At 38.6% G+C, this 18,401-nt stretch carries 17 protein-coding genes; 7 read left to right on the forward strand and 10 right to left on the reverse strand.

Annotation, left to right across the window (positions count from 1 at the left end):
- Positions 1-82: 82 nt before the first annotated feature.
- The gene (locus tag B2906_RS08130; protein ID WP_219958698.1) at positions 83-1,489 is read right to left on the reverse strand and encodes an NAD-dependent epimerase/dehydratase family protein; all 1,407 of its coding nucleotides are present in this window, start codon (positions 1,487-1,489) and stop codon (positions 83-85) included.
- Between the two features lie 147 nt (positions 1,490-1,636).
- Here B2906_RS08130 and B2906_RS08135 point away from each other — a divergent pair, with 147 nt between their 5' ends.
- Positions 1,637-2,542 carry a ThuA domain-containing protein gene (locus B2906_RS08135; protein WP_219958697.1) on the forward strand — a complete coding sequence of 302 codons (906 nt, stop codon included), beginning with the start codon at positions 1,637-1,639 and terminating at the stop codon, positions 2,540-2,542.
- A gap of 39 nt (positions 2,543-2,581) precedes the next feature.
- Here the strand turns inward: B2906_RS08135 and B2906_RS08140 are convergent, their stop codons facing one another.
- Together B2906_RS08140 and B2906_RS08145 are read right to left on the reverse strand one after the other, a co-directional pair.
- Positions 2,582-3,193, reverse strand: coding sequence for a hypothetical protein (locus tag B2906_RS08140; RefSeq protein ID WP_219958696.1), 612 nt, complete (start codon positions 3,191-3,193; stop codon positions 2,582-2,584).
- 87 nt (positions 3,194-3,280) lie between these two features.
- Positions 3,281-4,528 (reverse strand): NAD(P)/FAD-dependent oxidoreductase, encoded by a 1,248-nt coding sequence (locus tag B2906_RS08145; RefSeq protein ID WP_219958695.1) that lies wholly within the window; start codon positions 4,526-4,528, stop codon positions 3,281-3,283.
- Between the two features lie 178 nt (positions 4,529-4,706).
- On the opposite strand from B2906_RS08145, the gene B2906_RS08150 reads away from it, so the two are divergent.
- The 3 genes from B2906_RS08150 to B2906_RS08160 all read left to right on the forward strand — a co-directional run bounded on the left by B2906_RS08150 (position 4,707) and on the right by B2906_RS08160 (position 7,188).
- Positions 4,707-5,924, forward strand: coding sequence for a serine hydrolase domain-containing protein (locus B2906_RS08150; RefSeq protein ID WP_219958694.1), 1,218 nt, complete (start codon positions 4,707-4,709; stop codon positions 5,922-5,924).
- A 343-nt stretch (positions 5,925-6,267) separates the two neighbouring features.
- Positions 6,268-6,864: a DJ-1/PfpI family protein gene (locus B2906_RS08155; RefSeq protein WP_286937460.1), complete on the forward strand. Its 597-nt coding sequence runs from the start codon at positions 6,268-6,270 to the stop codon at positions 6,862-6,864.
- A 6-nt stretch (positions 6,865-6,870) separates the two neighbouring features.
- A complete protein-coding gene (locus tag B2906_RS08160; RefSeq protein ID WP_286937465.1) occupies positions 6,871-7,188 on the forward strand; it encodes an antibiotic biosynthesis monooxygenase family protein in 318 nt (105 codons plus the stop codon).
- Here B2906_RS08160 and B2906_RS08165 read toward each other — a convergent pair.
- Both B2906_RS08165 and B2906_RS08170 read right to left on the reverse strand, forming a co-directional pair.
- On the reverse strand, positions 7,185-7,688 hold the full coding sequence (locus B2906_RS08165) for a hypothetical protein (protein WP_091654092.1): 504 nt from the start codon (positions 7,686-7,688) through the stop codon (positions 7,185-7,187). The two genes, B2906_RS08160 and B2906_RS08165, sit on opposite strands and share 4 nt — an antisense overlap.
- Before the next feature lie 6 nt (positions 7,689-7,694).
- Complete coding sequence (locus B2906_RS08170; protein WP_286937471.1) at positions 7,695-8,261, reverse strand: hypothetical protein; 567 nt, start codon at positions 8,259-8,261, stop codon at positions 7,695-7,697.
- 244 nt (positions 8,262-8,505) lie between these two features.
- Here B2906_RS08170 and B2906_RS08175 point away from each other — a divergent pair, with 244 nt between their 5' ends.
- Both B2906_RS08175 and B2906_RS08180 read left to right on the forward strand, forming a co-directional pair.
- Positions 8,506-9,105 carry a hypothetical protein gene (locus B2906_RS08175; protein WP_286937482.1) on the forward strand — a complete coding sequence of 200 codons (600 nt, stop codon included), beginning with the start codon at positions 8,506-8,508 and terminating at the stop codon, positions 9,103-9,105.
- Between the two features lie 4 nt (positions 9,106-9,109).
- The gene (locus B2906_RS08180) at positions 9,110-10,171 is read left to right on the forward strand and encodes an alpha/beta hydrolase (RefSeq protein WP_286937488.1); all 1,062 of its coding nucleotides are present in this window, start codon (positions 9,110-9,112) and stop codon (positions 10,169-10,171) included.
- 2 nt (positions 10,172-10,173) lie between these two features.
- Here B2906_RS08180 and B2906_RS08185 read toward each other — a convergent pair whose 3' ends face one another.
- The 5 genes from B2906_RS08185 to B2906_RS08205 all read right to left on the reverse strand — a co-directional run bounded on the left by B2906_RS08185 (position 10,174) and on the right by B2906_RS08205 (position 17,555).
- Entirely contained in the window at positions 10,174-12,087 is a 1,914-nt protein-coding gene (locus tag B2906_RS08185) for a sialate O-acetylesterase (protein ID WP_286937494.1), read from the reverse strand.
- Between the two features lie 38 nt (positions 12,088-12,125).
- A complete protein-coding gene (xylA, locus tag B2906_RS08190) occupies positions 12,126-13,439 on the reverse strand; it encodes a xylose isomerase (RefSeq protein WP_286937501.1) in 1,314 nt (437 codons plus the stop codon).
- 30 nt (positions 13,440-13,469) lie between these two features.
- Positions 13,470-14,972, reverse strand: a complete 1,503-nt coding sequence (locus tag B2906_RS08195; protein WP_286937517.1) for a xylulokinase — start codon at positions 14,970-14,972, stop codon at positions 13,470-13,472.
- A 3-nt stretch (positions 14,973-14,975) separates the two neighbouring features.
- Positions 14,976-16,619, reverse strand: a complete 1,644-nt coding sequence (locus B2906_RS08200; protein WP_091654103.1) for a sodium/sugar symporter — start codon at positions 16,617-16,619, stop codon at positions 14,976-14,978.
- A 126-nt stretch (positions 16,620-16,745) separates the two neighbouring features.
- Complete coding sequence (locus B2906_RS08205) at positions 16,746-17,555, reverse strand: aminotransferase class IV (protein WP_219958686.1); 810 nt, start codon at positions 17,553-17,555, stop codon at positions 16,746-16,748.
- Between the two features lie 164 nt (positions 17,556-17,719).
- Here B2906_RS08205 and sdaAB point away from each other — a divergent pair, with 164 nt between their 5' ends.
- A complete protein-coding gene (gene sdaAB / locus B2906_RS08210; protein WP_219958685.1) occupies positions 17,720-18,397 on the forward strand; it encodes an L-serine ammonia-lyase, iron-sulfur-dependent subunit beta in 678 nt (225 codons plus the stop codon).
- The last annotated feature ends 4 nt before the right edge of the window (positions 18,398-18,401 follow it).

Below are 18,401 nucleotides of genomic sequence, written 5' to 3' on the forward strand. Positions count from 1 at the left end.
TTGTGCTAAAATCTAATATTGATTAAGAGAGCGATTTCTGAGCCTTATTTTTCTTACGTAATTTAAGAGGGATAAAGACGTGCTAATCCTCTTTTCTTTCTAAATATTTTTTAAAACGATTCATAACCCATAGGTGAAATCTTGCTTGGGTATTAACATAAATGAACCAAGGCAACCTGGGAACAAACTCATGAATAGCTGTGATAATATACCTCCCTCCTAAAACTCCTCTAAACTCCAGCCATCCATAATCAAAGCGTTTTACAAGCCATCCTCCTGTTATGTAAAATAATTGCCTTTCTTGATCACTTCTATCAGGAATCATGGTCAATTGCAGCATGGGCTTTTTCCCCCAAAGCAAATGAAAGCCCACATCCCCTCTTTCTGTCGTCTTTCCATTAATCAAAAACTTAAAAAAACTGGGCAACCAAATATTATATCGATTTCCTACCCAGGTGGCTGTGTGGCCATTTTTATTCGCCATTCGTTGAATACTTCTTACCGTATTCTTAACACCTTTCTTCTTATAGAATTTGGGTAAAATCGGTTTTTCCTTGGAGTTCAATGCTATGCTGACAGACTCTTCATAGCTGAGATAATCAATTTTTTTCTCTTTAAATGCCAAATTTGGAGAAACTGTAAGCGTATGAATCAAGCTTTCCACTAAAGGCGAAACCAATTGTGGAGGGCTATCACCAAAAAGACCAACCCAAAATTTACTTAGGCCTAAGGAAAAAACAGGAACTGAAAAGACCAAGCGTTTTTTCCCCATGACCTCAGCTGTTCTTTCCAACATACTTCTATAAGTCATCACTTGAGGACTGCCAATTTCTATAGCTTTCCCATAAACATTTGGATTCCCAATGCAAGTATCCATGATATCTAAAGTATCTCTCAAAGAAATGGGTTGAGTTTCAGACTCAGTCCATTTGGGACACATCATCACAGGAAGTCTGTCTACGAGATTCTTGATCATGTCGAAGCTAGATCCACCAGGTCCTACAATAATAGAAGCCCTCAAAGCAGTTAGTTTTGCCTTTCTGGAACCTAAAGTTTGCTCTACTTCCAATCTACTTCGAAGGTGACGAGACAGTTTTTCTTCAGGCTCATCAGGCAATAAACCTCCCAGATAAATGATTTGCTTAACATGATTAATATTGGCAGCTCTGCTAAAATTATCCGCCAATAATAGGTCCGTATCCTCAAAGCTCCCTTGATTTAGCCGGGTGGAAGCGTTCATAGAATGGACGAGGTAAATCGCCACATCCACGTCTTTTAGAGCATCCACTGTAGAGGTGATGGAATAGAGTTCTACCTGTCTCCATGTTACTTCAGGATTGGGATTATGCTTGACCTTTCTTCTGCTAAGGCCTATAATGTTGTATTTATCTTTGAACTGGTGAATAAACCATCGACCGATATAGCCTCCTGCCCCAGCGATGGCAACAGTTAGTTTTTTCTCTTCAAAAGTTTCCGTTTCAATGTTCATAAAAATTCTATTCAGGTATATAACCCCCAAAAGCAATTAGGTGTTCATAAAATGACTAGACTGTTTACAAAAAACACCCGTTCACCATTAAATAGCTGGCTCTGATCATGAATATTATTTAATTTGACTTCTTACTCTCCAACCCCCATGAAAAAATTTATTTTGACTTTTTCGCTTGCTGCTTTTGCTACACTTAATGCCCTAAGTCAGGATTTGAAAGAAGTAGCACTTACCGAAGAATGGCTTCAGAAAATAGAAAAACTTGCTCCCTCGAAAACTAATTTTCCCTTTTCAGAAAAGAAAAAAATATTGGTTTTTTCTCTTTACACTGGCTTTCAGCATTGGGTAATTCCCCATACCACAGAAATGATCAAAATTATCAGTAAGAAAAGTGGTGCCTTTGAGGTTGTAGAAAGTATAGATATCCACCAATTTGAGAAAGAGAATTTAGCCCAATATGATGCTGTGGTGATGAATAATACCTGTTCAAAACCAGAACACAGAAACTTATTTTGGGACCAATTGAATATTGAGCAGAATAAGGATTCCGTTTCTCTCATGAGCAAGGCTATGGAGTTAGAGCAAAATCTAATCGATTATGTCAAAAATGGAGGCGGCTTATTCCTATTACACGGAGCAGTAACTACTCAAAATAACTCTATGGATTTTAGCAAATTGGTGGGCGCTAGTTTTGACTACCATCCTCCTCAGCAAACTATCCATATTCAATTAGAAGATGCTGAGCATCCTCTTGTAAAGCATTTTCCTGCTAATGGATTTGTTCATGTGGATGAACCTTATTTTTACAAAAATGCCTATTCAGAATTAGCCTTCGAACCTTTGCTATTTTTCAATAATTCTGAAATCAAAGATCAAAGAAAAAACCAGGAACTTACTGCTGGAAAAACCTATGTGGCTTGGATCAAGTCGGAAGGAAAAGGAAGAGTAATGTATTCAGCAGCCTCTCATAATGCCCAGAGTTTTGAGAATCCGGATCTTTTGGAGTTTTTCCTTAATGGATTACAATATGTAGTTGGTGATACTCCTGATTAAGGAAAGGAATTTAACCTATAGCAATACTTTTAAGCCAACCTATTCTTCGTCCTCCTCCGGTTCAATTCCCTGATCCCTTCTGGCATCTATCAATTCTCTTTTGAGTTTTCTCTCCCTTTCTACAGCCCTTCTTTTATGCGCCTCAAATTCTTTTTCAATATTAATAATCCTTTCTTCATTAGTCCTTAGGATGCTTTGATTTGAAAAAAAACGGAGGCTTAAATATCCTGCATAAATGATTAATACTACTATAATCGCATAAAAAATAGGAAGGGGAATTGGTAGGTCCGAATCGCTGGATGATGCAAACACAGGTTTTTGTTCCGTTTGAGTCTCATTAGAAGACTCTGTTTTTCCCAAATCCACCAAATACTGAAGGGAATCATTCTTTTTGGAAATCTGGGCCAATTCATCCTCAATAGATTTCAATTGACTTTCAAGGGAGGATTTAAAATTGGCCAGGTCGCTATCTTTTACGACTGAAAATCCAACTGAATTGGAAGCAGGCCTGACGATGGAGTCCAACTGATCCATTTGGCTTTTCACCAAGCTTTGAGCTAATGTATAATTCGAGAATAAAAAAAGGATACCAATCAGCAATATATGCCGTCGAATGGTATCCTTTTCAAGTTTGAGGTCTTTAGAGTTCATTGGGGGTGGTGATTTAAACTCTCAAAAGTTACGGAAAGAAATATATAATATATATAAAAACCGAAAAAAGTATGATCCAAAGTATACTTAATGAGTTGGCATATAAGAATGTACAACAGCCTCAGAGGCGATTCTTCCCGAAGTCATAGCTGCATTTATTGAACCATTTAATAAGTAGTCACCTGCTAAAAAGACATGATCAGTAATCTTACATTCAGTAAATGGAATTGTATATTTCAAATCATCCAAGACTGGCAAAGCATAATTTATTTGATAAGTTTTTATCAACTTAAAATATTCTGACTTGATCCCAGAAACGACCTCCAACTCACTTTGAACAGCTTTTACTAGCTCTTTTTCTTCTAATTCAGATTCTAAAACAGTCACCGACAATAATGATCTATCAGAACTACAGTATGCATCTGAAACATCATCCATAAACACAATATTATTCACATACTTCCCCTCATTTAATAAACCTATCATAGGTCTTGCCAAGAAAGATTTTTGTAGCGAGAAATACATATTTATCACTTTTCTAGGAGCAGCAAACTGCCCCTGAAGCTGCTTCATCACTTTATCAGGTTGAACAGCTATGATGATTCTATCTGCTAATAAGGTTTCACCGTTTTCTAAATGGATTGCATTTCCCTGTACTTCCTTAACAGCAGTATTAAAATAGATTTGAGTTGTGCTAAGCTGTTTCCGCAAGAGTTTAGGTATTTCACCCATTCCTTTTTCAGGAACGGCAGCATGACCAAGGGAAAACATTTTAAACACGAACTCAAACATTCTGGAGGAGGTATTTAATTGTTTTTCAAGAAAAACTCCTCTGAAAAAAGGAATGAAGAAATTGGTAATTATTTGATCAGAAAACCCATATGCTTTCAAATACTGAAGGGTGGGTAAACTTGGAGTGTTAAAAATTTCCTCATTGGTCTTTTTCTTCAATTCCTGAGTCAAAGCAAACATTTTCACTTTATCCAAAAAGGTCCCAACCTTAGAAAATACCATCCCCATAATTTTCAATGGATTTCTCATTGGGTCTGAAATGATATAGGACTCTTTCGAATTAAGAATTACTGCTCCTGGATCAAAAGTCTTCAAATGAAGGGCTTGAAAATCCAGATATTTCTTGGCCTCGGGATAAGCAGTATTCAATACCTGAAACCCATGGTCCAAAAGGAATCCATCTACCACATCAGTTTTAACTCTACCTCCAACTTGATCGCTTGATTCCAATATTACAGGAGAAAATCCTGCTTTCTCTAATTCCAAAGCGGCAATCAATCCTGATATTCCTGCACCAATGATGTAAATTTTTTCCTCTTTCATTTTTTTGCTGGGTAAAACAATGTGTATTCTAATCTACTTGCTTATAAAGTTCAGAAATTTAACCAAGGAAAAAAGAAAGAGTTTGATATGATCTAATTTTGATACCATATTCCTCAAATACATCAACGGTGAGGCTTTACTTTCTTTTTTTGGTAAAATCGCAATAAATCATCCAATCATGACAAAATTCTACATTACTGCCCTGATCCTTTGTTTATTTTCAGAACTATCCATTGCCCAGGTTTATTTCCCAAATAAGGGCACATGGGAGCAAAAATCTCCTTCCGAATTGGGTATGAATTCGGACAAAATTGCTCAGGCAATTCAATTTGCCAAAACTCATGAAAGCGATGCAAATCCAAATTTAAAAATAGCACATTATGAATCTGGTTTTGGGCGCGAACCATTCGGCTATCCTGTGGGTCCAATGAAAACCAGAGGTCCTGCTACAGGTCTCATTATTTACAAAGGATATGTAGTCGGTCAATGGGGTGAACCTAATAGAGTCGACTTGACATTTTCGGTCGCCAAAAGCTTTTTATCTACCACCGCTGGATTAGCTGTCCAAGAAGGCTTAATCGCAGACGAAAATGATCTGGTCTATCCTTACATGGCCCCGATTTACCCCTATGAACCCGCGAAATTGATGGTTAATAAGTCTGATCATTTTTTTGAAGAGGATGTTTTTGAGCTTTTTGACACAGAACATAACAGAACCATTACTTGGGATCATTTATTGAGACAAACTTCAGATTGGGAAGGAAGCTTATGGGGTAAGCCTGATTGGGCAGATAGACCTAGTGAAGGAGTAGCCAAAAAAAGAGCAAGGCCGCAAAATGCGCCTGGATCTGTGTATGAATACAATGATACAAGAGTAAATGTATTGGCATTAGCACTTTTGAATATATGGAGAAAACCACTTCCAACTGTCTTGAAAGAAAAAATCATGGATCCGATAGGCGCCAGTGATACTTGGCGCTGGACAGGCTATGAAAACTCCTTTGTAATCATTGATGGTCAGATTATTCAATCAGTCAGTGGTGGATCTCATTGGGGAGGAGGAATGATGCTTTCCGCTTGGGATCAGGCAAGGTTTGGCTATTTAACTCTTAGAAATGGTTCTTGGAATGGAAAACAATTGATAGCTCCTGAATGGATCAAAAAATCAAAGACCCCTACTCCGGCCAATCCTTCCTATGGTTTCATGAATTACTTTTTAAATGAAGACTTGAAACAAGTTCCTGCAGCTCCAAAATCTGCCTTTTTACATATTGGAGCAGGAACCAACATGATCTATGTGGACCCTGAAAATGATCTACTCATCGTAGCCAGATGGATACCTAATGAAGACAAGGCGGAGCTGGTTAAAATGGTGTTGGAAAGCTTGGATAAGTAAAAAACAAGCCCCGGTTTTAGGCCGGGGCTCTTGGTGATAAACAAAAATCACTATTCCTTTTTCAGGGAAGGAGCCCTATTTGGTTTGTACTCTTAATCAACTAACCCTATGAGATCTTATCTTTACGATAAATAGAATACAGTAAACGAAATAATATTTTGCCTATGGAAAATAATTACTCGTCTTGCATACAAAATTACGATGGGTTTTTATAATTTGATTAAGCAGAAATAATTATTTGATTCAAATCAAAGGAGGAAACTCTCAAAAATTAATCAGAACAAATAATCAGGATTAACTTCATTTCATTTTCCAAAATTCTACTAGTTCAAATTCATCAGATATGGCCCAATCAGGACAAAAATTAAGCTTAGGTGTTTACATCTTTCCGGATGTAGAAGTTCTTGATTTCGCAGGACCATTTGAGGTTTTTTCAGTAGCGAGTGAAATTATCGGTAAAGAAAAACTCGAGGTATTTACTATAGGAGATTCCTTAAACAGCCTAACAACCATTGGCAATCTGACAGTGAAACCAGCTAAATCATTTGATTCAGTTGAGCAATTAGATTTTTTAGTAATCCCTGGTGGAGACGGAAGCAAAAGGGTGATCGAAAAACAAAATTCCCTAAATCAGCTAAATAGACTTATCCAGTCTTCAAGGTGGACTATGACTGTTTGTTCTGGTGCGAGGATACCTGCCAAACTTGGCTTACTAAATCAACAACAATTCTGTACACATCATGAGGTTTATGATGATATTTTAAAGTTAAGCCCTACCTCTATTCCTATTCGAAAAAGCAGATTTGTTCAATCAGGGGATCGGCTTTTTACAGCGGCTGGAATTTCTGCAGGGATTGATTTGGCTTTGTATTTGGTAAGTCAAACTTTTGGTAACGAGGTTTTCCAAAAAACTAAAAACTATATGGAATACGAAAAATAAATACAGATGCTAGCTCAGACTCCAGCTCCCCCCTATTATGCAGTGATTTTTTCTTCGATTTTAAGCGAAGAAACAGCTGGCTATGCAGAAATGTCAAAATTGATGGTAAACTTAGCCAGTCAGCAAGCAGGATATCTTGGGCACGAAAGCGCAAGAAATGAAGTAGGAATCACGGTTAGTTATTGGAAGGATTTGGAATCCATCAAAATCTGGAAGCAAAATCTAGATCACCTAGAGGCCCAAACTTTAGGCAAACTCAAATGGTATCAATGCTATAAAACAAGAATTTGTAAGGTTGAGAGAGATTATGGTTTTGAAATTTAAAAAGCATAACCAAAACTGAAACCAGCATAAAAGGGCCAGAAAAACCCTGATCCAAACATTGGCGTGACAGAGGCCCTGAACAAAAATCCTCCATCTTGAGGTTCACTTCTATAGCCTAGAATCAAATTCCCCACAAATCCATCTCCTGTCGTTCTGCTATCTCCTGAGAAAAAGGTATTTGATCTATCGGCTCCCGCCAAGTAAGTCCCACCTAAACCCATTTCAAAGTATTTTCCATTCTTCCCAAGCAGGTAATTTAATCCTAAGGGAAAAGTTGCCACAGAGGTGCCATCTACTCCAATGTAGGAAAGACCCGCTTTGAAGCCCAATCCATCAAATCGCTTTTCAAATCTTTGATCATAATTGATAGAATAGGTAAGGCCGCTACCAAAAAGCTCAAAATAAACTCCTCTGCCTTGCTCTCTCTCTGTTTGTTGGGCGTAGGAAGCAGAATGTCCAATCAGGGAAAGAAATAAAAATACTACTACAAATTTTTTCATAATCTTTTAAAATGAATAACCAATGCCTATTCCTGCAAAGAGTGGCCAAAAACCATTGTTGTTAAATATGGGGTTGATATTGACCTTCCAAGTAAAACCTCCATCCACAGGGACTTTTCTATAACCAAAATTCATCGTTCCCATTACACTAGGAGAACCATCTACATCTAGGATAAAACTATAATAACTATCAGAGGAGTATTGCCTGCACACATATTCTCCGTTTTGATTGAAAAAACCATCGATACAATAGGTATTGTCATAGGTATCAAAGGCAAAAAAAGTGGCGCCAAATCCTAACTCAAAATAATGTGGACCCTTCCCATATAGCTTATTTACCATCAATGGTATTGAGAAAAAAGAATCGTTATCAGAAACTGTATAACCTCCCATCCCAACTCTCATACCCCAGGAATCCATTCTTTCTTTATCAAATCGAAAATCATAATTGAAGCTATATGGAAGTCCCGGCCCACCGATTTCGAGATAAACAGAGCGGGAAGGAACAGGTTCCTGTGCGTTGACGAAATTGAATACTAGGAGGAACAGGAAAAATAAAAGGGCTCTTTTCATGATTGTACTTTTTTGCTTATACGGCAATATTAGTAAATCGATACATCAAAATTTCCAGAAATTTAATTTCTGTTACTTCAGCAAAAGAGTGTTTTTATCCCGACTTCATTCTGAGTATATTTATTTCATGTTTTATAAAACTCATTTTCAGATATTTAAGTATATATAATGAATGTTTCTATCTAGGATTCTGACATTCAAATAAAAATGATTTATTTTCTTTAAAAGCATCTTATCACTTGCTATGAAAACACTATTTACCTCAAAATCTATCAATAGCACTTTGATTCTGTGTTTTGGATACTTAGCTTTTTTGGTGGGGCCTTCATGTGTTCAAGAGCAATTACCTGATTTATACGAATCTTGTCCACCACCGCGGGCAGCTAATGCAATAGATCTCAAAGTGCTGTACCTGCCCTATAAAAATAATACTTACTCTAAATCAACAGATACCGTTGATTCAAAAGACTTCCAAGTGGTACTGGAATTAGAACCTGAATTATTATCCGAGAACTCTACAGGTAGTTCTCAGCTTGGAAGAGCCTTTGCCTTAAGTTGCTTGCCGATCTATGATTTTAGAAATATCTCCAACATCGCTATCACCCTGACAGAGTCCTATGGCGAACTTCAGGCTGGTTCTGATATTTCTTATCTATTTGAAAATTTAGAAGGTATTCGATTGTCGGAGATCAGAGATTTTAGAAAATTCGACAGGTTGATTGGGCTTAGTTTTAAGGGTAACATCTCCAATAACTCACAACTGAAAACAAGGACTTTTTTATTTCTGAAAAATGGTAACCAAATCGTCGTAAATTCGAGCTCTCCAATTTTGAAACTGAACTAGAGATATGCTTCGTAAAATATTCCTTGGGCTTTTTGCCACTGCAATGGTTATTGCCATAGTCTATATGCTGGGCCCAAAAGTGGAAGAGCAGGAATTACTAATCCAATTCCCTGAGGTTCCTACTCGAGTCAATGAGCTTTCTGAATATATCCAACAAAGAGAGGATACTGTAAAAGGATTGAAAGCTGGAAATGAGGCATACATCATTTGGGCTGACAGCGCCAATAAAAGAAAAACACCCTACTCTATCGTGTATATTCACGGGTTTGGAGCCAGTCCTATGGAAGGTGATCCTGTGCATAGATTTTTAGCAGACCATTTTGGGGCCAACCTTTTTGTAACCCGATTACCTGAGCATGGAATCAGACGAGAGAACGGTATGGAGTACTTAAGTGCTCAAAAACTGGCTGATGCTGCAGGTGAAGCTTATCAAATCGGAAAAAGCTTGGGAGATGAAGTAATTGTAATTGGCACTTCCATGGGAGGAGCATTGACGCTACTCCTAGCTAGTCAGCAAGAAGATATTAAAGCCATCATGCTTTACTCCCCAGCTGTGAGGGATAATGGAGGTAGGCTAGAGCCTCTTTTCAAGCCTTGGTCAAAGTTTCTAATGGAAAAAACCATGATGGAAAACAGTGTTATTCATCAGGAAAGAAAAGGTGATAAAGCTGCTTTTTGGTCTGAAGATTACCATATCCACGCTTATGAAAGTTTAGCTGTATTATTATACAGCATGATGAATGAAAACACGTTCAAAAAGATAAATCAGCCTTTATTTTTAGGCTATTATTATAAAAGTGCAGAAGAGCAGGATTTTGTGGTTTCTGTTCCCAAAATGCTCGAGATGTATCAACAGGTATCCACTCCTGAGTCCCTAAAGAGAGAAGTGGCATTCCCTCAGGCAGGAGACCATGTAATAGCCAGCTCCATTACCTCCAAAGATTGGGAAGGAGTCCTATTTGAAAGCATTGATTTTTTGGAAAACGTGGTTAAAATACCTTCACGTCCAGAATATGCGGAATTGGTCAATCAAATGCAGCAAGTTCAAGATGTGAAAGAAAAATAGGGTTACTCCTCTTTCTTAGCCATTATTTTCTGGAATGGGATAGCAGGAAGTCCTTCTGAGTTGATTAAGTTGACTTCAGGGTTATCGGCCCAGGCATAGCGTAGTTCCATAGGTTCAATTCCACTTTCCAATGGAATTTTCACTTGATCTTTTCCTTCAATTTGTCCCTTAACCTGATGCCACTTGCCATTTTGGTCTTTGATGATAAAACCTAATACATCTCCATCTTTTACCAGAGTCAGGCCTTCACCTATAGACTCATAGGTCAAAGTTAAATGCGCTCCATCTTTGGATATGGATTTAATTTCAGGACCTGAAGCAACCACTTGTTCATTAAAAACGATCTTTTTTGCTTGGAGCCAAAGCCTCTCCCCTACATCTTTTTTATTTCGGGGGTGAATATCATCTTCTTCCCCGATATCAATTGTTACAGCCATTCCGGTTTTCGGAAGCTCTAGAGTTCTACGCTGAGCTTCTCTCAATGCTGCCCAGTTGCTTTCTGGTTGCATTTCCTTTCTTTCCATGAAATTCGCTAACTGAACAAAGAGAAATGGAAGCTCATTAGAATTCCAAGCTGTTCTCCAACTTGAAATCAAAGTAGAAAACAGAACTTGGTACTCTCCTGCTCTACCAGCATTACTTTCACCCTGATACCAAATAATCCCTCTTAAAGTATAATTCACCAAGGGGTGAATCATGGCATTGTACATGGCTCCCGGCATCCAGTTATACCACTTTACCTCTGGAAGTTTAGGCTCGACCAAATCATTGGAATATGCCCAAGTTCCTTCTAGATTTATTTTTCTACCATCCTGAAGAAGATACATCATACCTTTTTCTCCAATTCTTGGTTGATTGTTCCAGGTATTGATGACTCTAATTGTGATCACGTTTTTTCCGGTAAATAAGAGATCGGCCGGAACTTCAACATCTGGCATTACAGAACCCCAGTCTTTGTGATGAACCAGTTTTCCGTTGATGTAAATGAAAGCCATTTGATCAATCGCAGGTAAAATAAGCTCCAGATCAGAAACCTTAGTCAGATTGAATGATTTTCTCAACCATGCAATATCTGAAAGAGGATTATCTGCTGGAAGGTTAATTCTCTTCCAGTTTGAATCGTTGTATGAAACAGATGATGCATCCTTTGCCGACGTAGAATCTGGATGATGAACCATCATATCCCTCATTTCTCTCCGATTTTCATTTGCCTGAAATTCCCTCTCCCATTTCTCCTGATTTTCTTGCATATCCAATGCTTCCTCAGAAAAGGACATATTCTGCATTTCAGCCAAAATCTCTGCTTTAGTCCATCCTTCTGCAGGAGTTCCTCCCCAATTGGACTCTATAATTCCAACCGGAACTCCCATTTCCAGGTGATTTTTTTTCGCAAAAAACCAGGCTATGGCTGAAAAATCCATCAAATTAGAACTATCTGCCTTTCGCCATTCAGCTGGTGGAATTGTTGATCTCGGAATAGCTGCGTAAGATTTTTCAACTTTAAAAAAACGAATCAAAGGAATTCCTCCTGATTCATATTCCTCTTTGGCACCTATCACCCCAGACTTTAAAGGCCACTCCATATTGGACTGTCCCCCGGCAAGCCAAACGTCCCCGAAATACACATCTTTCACTTGTTGTTGATTTACTTGCATGAGGTGTGGACCTCCAGCTACATTGGCAGGTATACTCACTTTCCAGGTACTATCAGGCAATACTTTTCCACTGGAAATTGACCCGGCAATACTTACTCGTACTTTTTCTCCTGGGATTCCTTTTCCCCAAATGGTAACCGGTTTGTCTCTTTGCAAAACCATTCCATCGCTTAGAACAGAGGGAAGCGTTACTACAGATTCAAATTTATCTGTACAGGAAAACAGAAAGGTAATAAGAAGTAATGCAAGTATATTTCTCATAGTCTGGTCATAAAAAAAGAGGCGATTGCCTCTTTAATTTAAATAAAACGATTCAATAAATTCTCATAGTATTCCTGCTTACCACTGATTTGGGTTGGCTCTCCTACTTGAGCAGCATAGTTTCGTAAATCTTCTAGGCCTAATTTACCTTGCTCAAAATCTTTCCCTTTGCCTGAATCGAAACTGGAATATCTCTGAACTCTTCTTTCTAGGTAATCTGATTTTTCCAGGATGTCCTGTGCAATCATCATACTTCTGGCAAAAGCATCCATGCTTCCAATATGTGCAAGGAATAAATCATCCATATCCGTCGAGTTCCTACGGATTTTAGCATCAAAATTCACTCCTCCGCCTTGAAGACCGCCTGAAGTCAACAATACTAACATGGCCTCAGTCAATTCCTGCAGATTCAAAGCAAATTGATCAGTATCCCAACCGTTTTGATAATCTCCTCGATTGGCGTCTATACTTCCTAGCATACCAGCATCAGCTGCTACTTGCAATTCATGCTGAAAAGTATGTCCAGCCAAGGTAGCATGGTTTACTTCGATGTTTAACTTGAAATCTTTGTCCAAGCCAAAATGTCTCAGGAAGCCGATAACAGTTGCTGAATCATAATCATATTGATGCTTAGTTGGCTCCATCGGCTTGGGCTCTATAAAGAAAGTCCCTTTGAACCCATTTTTTCTTGCATAATCTCTAGCCATACCAAGAAATTGAGCTAAGTGCTCAGTTTCCCTTTTCATGTCAGTATTTAACAAAGACATATATCCTTCTCGTCCTCCCCAGAAAACATAATTTTCACCACCTAACTTAATGGTAGCGTCAATCGCATTTTTCACTTGGGTTCCTGCCCATGCCACTACATCAAAATTTGGATTAGTCGAGGCTCCATTCATGTAGCGAGGATTGCTAAATACATTAGCCGTACCCCAAAGTAATTTTACCCCTGTTTCTTTTTGCTTTTGAAGTGCATAGTCAGAAATGATCTCCATGCGTTTTTCATATTCTACCAAAGAGTTTCCTTCATCAATCAGATCGATATCATGAAAACAATAATAAGGAGCTCCAATTTTGGTGATAAATTCAAAGGCAGCATCCATTTTATCTTTTGCTCTTTGGATAGGATCTGGATTAGCATCCCAAGGATGGCTGATTGTTCCAGGACCAAATGGATCTCCACCTGTTCCGCAGAAGGAATGCCAATAAGCTATAGCAAATTTGAAATGTTCCTTCATCGTTTTTCCACCAATCATTCGATTAGGGTCATAATAACGGAAGGCCAATGGATTGTCGCTTTCTTTTCCTTCGTAGGAAATTTTGTCAATCCCTTTAAAATAGGTTTTCGTCATAATAGGTTTATTTAGGTTTGTCTTCAGTAATTATAAGGCCATTTTTTGGATTCCCTCCAGGCACTTATGCCAACGGGAATAAACTTCCTCATATGGTTCTATAAAATTCTCATTAGGCTCGAAAGTCTCAAGCAGTTCCAGTCCTTGAAAAGCTTCGGTTTCAGATCCATAAACACCAGCTCCTATTCCAGCTCCTCTAGCAGCTCCCTGAGCCCCATCGGTGTCATACAGCTCCAAGCTTACCTGATTCATGTGAATAAAAGCTTGCCTAAAAACTGGGCTTAAGAACATGTTTGCTTTACCAGCTTTGACTGTCTTAAGGTTCAGTCCCATATCTTTCATGATTCTAAATCCGAATGTCAAAGCTGAAACTATGCCCTCTTGGGCTGCTCTCATTAAGTGCCTTTTATCGTGTTTCAGTAAATCAAGCCCAAGCAGATGTGCTCCCAGCTGCTGATTCTGTAGAATTCTTTCAGCTCCATTTCCGAAAGGGATAAAAGTCAATCCCCCAGCCCCAATTCCAGCAGAATGGGCAAATTGATTCATCTCTTCATAATCTATTTTGGAAGCTCCCATAGCCTTTTTCACCCAGCTATTTAAAATACCAGTTCCATTGACACATAAAAGAACACCGTATGAAGGCTTTTTTTCTGTATGATTCACATGGACGAAAGTATTTACCCGTGATTTTGGGTCATATAAAGGTGTATCGCATACACCGTATACGGTACCGGAAGTCCCTGCTGTAGTAGCCAACTCACCGGGCTTTAGAACCTGCAATGAAAATGCATTATTAGGCTGGTCACCCGCACGGTAAGAAACAGGAACACCTTCTTCAATTCCTGTGAGTTGGGAGGCCTTGGAATTCACCTTCCCTTGCAATGAATAAGAAGGAACCACCTCTGGAATCCATGACTCAGCGATTTGGTAGTTTTTGAGTACCTGTTCACTTATTCCATTTTTCTTGAAATCCCAGAAAATTCCTTCAGAAAGACCCGTTTCAGAAGTTAGAATTTCCCCAGTCAATTTCATGGCGATAAAATCACCAGGCAACATCATTTTGTGAATTTTTGCTGCCAACTCGGGCTGGTTTTCTATTACCCAGCGCAACTTGGATGCAGTAAAATTACCCGGAGAATTAAGCAAATGAGAAAGGCAATATTCCTCCCCTATTGTTTGAAAAGCTTTTTCTCCAATTGAAACAGCTCGGCTATCACACCAGATAATGGAGGATCGTAAGACGTTCTGGTCTTTATCAACCAAAACCAATCCATGCATTTGATAGGCAATTCCAATTCCTTGAAGCTCACCTTTTTTGACTTGAGCCTCCTTAATTACAAAGTTGCTAGCCTGCACCACATATTTCCACCACATTTCAGGGTCTTGTTCTGCCCAACCTGATTCAGGTGAATCAATGGGCATTTCCTGGCTCGGGAAGGCCTTTGATATTAAAGATTTCCCTGTATCGGCATCCAAAAGAGACGCTTTAACAGAAGAACTGCCTAAATCAAGTCCTAATAATAATTTTCTCATCTCTTACCAGAATACTATGTAAAGAGCGGCAATGATTCCAGAAATGATGAATGCCCCAATCTTGAAACCTGGGCTTGTCTTGAACAATGCCTTATTGATTTCAATGCTGTTTGGATGATCTTTTCCTTTTCCTTCTACCAAACTGATAATAATCATCAAGGCAGCAAGTATCAAGAATACCACACCCATTCTATCAATGAACGGTAAAGCAGGGAACACTACTTTCAAAACTATGGATAGTGGGATACTTAATCCTGCGCCCACTAAAGCTGCATTGGAAGTAGTTTTTTTCCAGAAAACTCCGAAGAAGAAAATAGCGAAAACTCCCGGACTGATAAATCCGGTATATTCCTGAATGAACTGGAATGCCTGATCCAATTGACCCAATGCTGGAGCTACCAATGCAGCAATAAAAAATGCTACTCCTGCCGTAATCCTTCCTACAGAAACCTGCTTGGACTCAGATGCATTTTGACCAAAGTACTTCTTGTAGATATCCATGGTGAAAATAGTAGAGGTACTATTAGCCATAGATGCCAATGATGACACAATTGCAGCAGTCAAAGCAGCAAAGGCCAAGCCCTTTAGACCCACTGGGAGTAATTGTAATAAAGTAGGGTAAGCTCTATCTGATTTGATCAAGCCAGTACCAGGATCTTTCATGGATTCTATGAATGTCGCATCCAGACCATTATTGACAATTACCAAGGCTGCAATTCCAGGGATCACCACGATCAATGGCATCAATAATTTCAAGAAACCTGCGAAAATCATCCCCTTTTGAGCTTCATCCAAACTTTTTGCGGCCAATGCTCTTTGGGTAATGTATTGGTTAAAACCCCAGTAACTTAAATTGGTAATCCACATACCGCCAACCAAGACTGAAATTCCCGGAAGGTCAAGATAAGCATCTCTTGTTCCGCCCTGACCATCAGGAATCATCATTTCACCTTTCGATAAAATCATAGAAAAATGTCCAGGAACCTCTTTTCTTAATAAGCCAATGCCTTCCCAAGCATCTCCTCCGCCTACCATTTGAAGCGCGATATAGGTAGTAGCCAAGCCACCCACAATCAAGAATACCACTTGCACTACATCTGTCCAAGCAACTGCTTTTAATCCTCCGTAAATGGAGTAAATCATCGCAAACAAAGCCAGACCTATAATTCCATAAACCAAAGGAACATTCAGAATGGTATTTAAGCTTAGTGCGCCTAGATATAAAACTGAGGTAAGATTGACAAAAACATACAATAAAAGCCAGAAAATGGCCATGGTAGTACGCACTCTGGTATCATATCTATCCAGCAAGAATCCTGGCATGGTGTAAATACCTTTCTTGATATAAACTGGCAAAAAGAATATCGCTACGACTAAGAGAGTCGCTGCTGCCATCCACTCATAAGTAGAAATGGCAAGACCAAGGGCAAAGCCTGATCCAGACATCCCTATAAATTGTTCCGCGGAAATATTGGAAGCAATCAAAGAAGCTCCAACTGCCCACCAAGGGAGTGCTTTAGAAGCAAGAAAGTAATCAGAGGAGTTTTTTACGTGACCTTTTTTTTCTTGAGAAACAAAAAGCCCCATTCCGATAATCAATAGACAGTATCCTATAAATACCGCCAGGTCTAAGGGTTCTAAGAGCATAATTTAAATAGGTTGGGTTTTATGGTTAATTCCTTTAATACAAAAAGGTGTTTGGTTTGATTAAAGCGATAAATATAAGATTTTAGAAGAAAGGTCTTCATTTTATTCTTTCATTTTAAGCAAGAATCATAAAATGTTTTCCAGAAAATCAGGAAGATTTGGATCAAATTTTTGATTTTCAATTTGATGGATCATACTGATACCCGTGACATTGCTGACCCAAACCAAATCAGCATTCAATAAGTCAGTCTGTCCAAACTCTCCCTCATTTACTTCAAATCCCATTTGAGCTAATTTTTCAATTAAAACTCTCCTTCCCACACCATCAATACAACCCGTCGATAGAGATGGCGTGAAAATCCTTCCATCCTTCATCCAAAAAATATTGGATGTACTACCTTCAGAAATATTTCCAGTATTATCCATTAAAATCAATTCATCCAGGCCCTTTTTCACCTTTTCTTGATTGGCAAGGACATAGGGAAGCGCTGAAATTGTTTTAAGTGAGGAAAAAGCATTTCCGACCAGAAATATACTATCAGAAAAACCGGCAATTTCCTTCAACTTCGGTGCTGCATGAAAAGACTGAAAGTGAAGTACCTGGGACACTAAATTACTCTCAGGGCTATATTTTCCCAATCCCTCTCGATAAACAGTCCACCTTATTCTAAGCGGTTTTCCACTTCCGTAAAAATCCGCTAAATGTGTAATTTCTGTTGCCGGAATTTTAAAATCTTCAAATCCTAGTAAAGTCAAGCCGGATGAAAGCCTTTCGCAATGGTAATCCCAAAACCTGATTTGCTCTCCATCATAGACCATTGTTTCAAAAAGACCATCTCCAAAATACATGGCTCGATTGGGAATCCTTCCCATGGGATCGGATAGCCATGTCTCAGAATCGGAAGATTTATAAAGAACTGTTTCAAAATCGCTCATAGCCTTGTACGTAATCGGACATTATTCTAAACTGTCTATTTAGAATGGAGTTAAATTTTAAGAATTGAGAAATAATATGCCTCTAAAATGGCCATTAATTGGCAATTTTAGGCGATAGTTACAAATAGATTTGACTTTAGCACCAAAATTGGATATTTCGGGCAATGGCTGGAAAAAGTAGCATTTTTGATATGATAGGACCTGTAATGATTGGCCCATCTTCATCGCACACGGCAGGAGTTGTAAGGATAGCAAGAGCTGCTATTAGAGTTCTTGGCTCCAAGCCAGATCAAGCACAAGTTGTATTTTATAATTCATTTGCCAGAACCTATGAAGGCCATGGCAGTGATAGAGCCATCATTGGAGGACTAATGGACTTTAAAACCGATGATGAGAGAATAAAAGATGCCTTAAAAATTGCAGAGGAAATAGATTTTAAATACCAGTTTAAATCGATCGGTAATTCATCTGTGCATCATCCTAATACGATTAAACTCCTTTTAACTAAAGGAGAAAAGAAAGTAGAAGTAGTTGGAGAAAGTTTAGGAGGAGGCGTGATTAATATTGCTGAGGTGGATGGTTTTGTTGCCAATTTCTCTGCTCAGATGCACACATTGATCATCAAAGCGCAAGATGTATCAGGAGCTATTGCTTTCATCTCTTCGGTTATAGCTCAGGAAAAAGCCAATATTGCTACTATGTCGGTGTCGAGAAAAGGCAAAAACGACCTGGCCTGCCATGTAATTGAAATGGATTCCGGAATCAACCCAATCACTATTGAATACCTGAAATCACTCCCCTGGATAAAAGAATTAATTTACATACCAGATATTGACCTTTAACTCA

The sequence above is a fragment of the Algoriphagus sp. UBA3586 genome, from assembly GCF_002376385.1.
GTDB lineage: Bacteria > Bacteroidota > Bacteroidia > Cytophagales > Cyclobacteriaceae > Algoriphagus > Algoriphagus ornithinivorans.